At 34.6% G+C, this 480-nt stretch carries 1 protein-coding gene; it reads right to left on the bottom strand.

Annotated features, from left to right (window positions below):
• Positions 1-255 (bottom strand): hypothetical protein (locus HC175_RS23945; protein ID WP_209310072.1); only part of this gene is annotated, 255 nt, incomplete at its 3' end.
• Positions 256-480 lie beyond the last annotated feature (225 nt).

Genomic DNA, 480 nt, shown 5'->3' with positions numbered 1-480 from the left:
TTGATCTTTGTTGTCGAAAATAATTTTTTGGTTTACAAATAATGAGTCCGAAATATTTAATATTTCAATTTTTGTCCGATTACCATTTTCTTGAAACTCCTGCCAACCTTCTTTAAGAATATCTGTAGTCGACGCTGTCTTGGGTTCGAGTTCGTTTTCGGATTTTTGATCCGATTGATCTTCTTTACAACTGACTTGAACAAGAAGAACTAATAGACTACAGCCAAAAAGAAATTTTCTAAACAATTTGTTCATTTTAAAGAATGGTTGATTTAAATGTTGCACAACGTCCCGTATAAAAACTGTGCGAGCTGGCAAGCTTGATTGTCCGCAGGACAATCAGGCGTTGCAAGCGAGCACAGAGTTCCGATTCGAGACAGGCTTAAGCATTGTTTTTATACAGTGTTGTGCATAGTTTTTTCTTTATTCAAAGTATTCTATGTGCCTAATAATAACTTTTTCTAAAGAGTCTTTTTCCTT

The organism is Salinimicrobium oceani, from assembly GCF_012037645.1.
The sequence above is the reverse complement of the archived record's forward strand: the minus strand, read 5'-3'. Positions and strand labels throughout refer to the sequence as shown.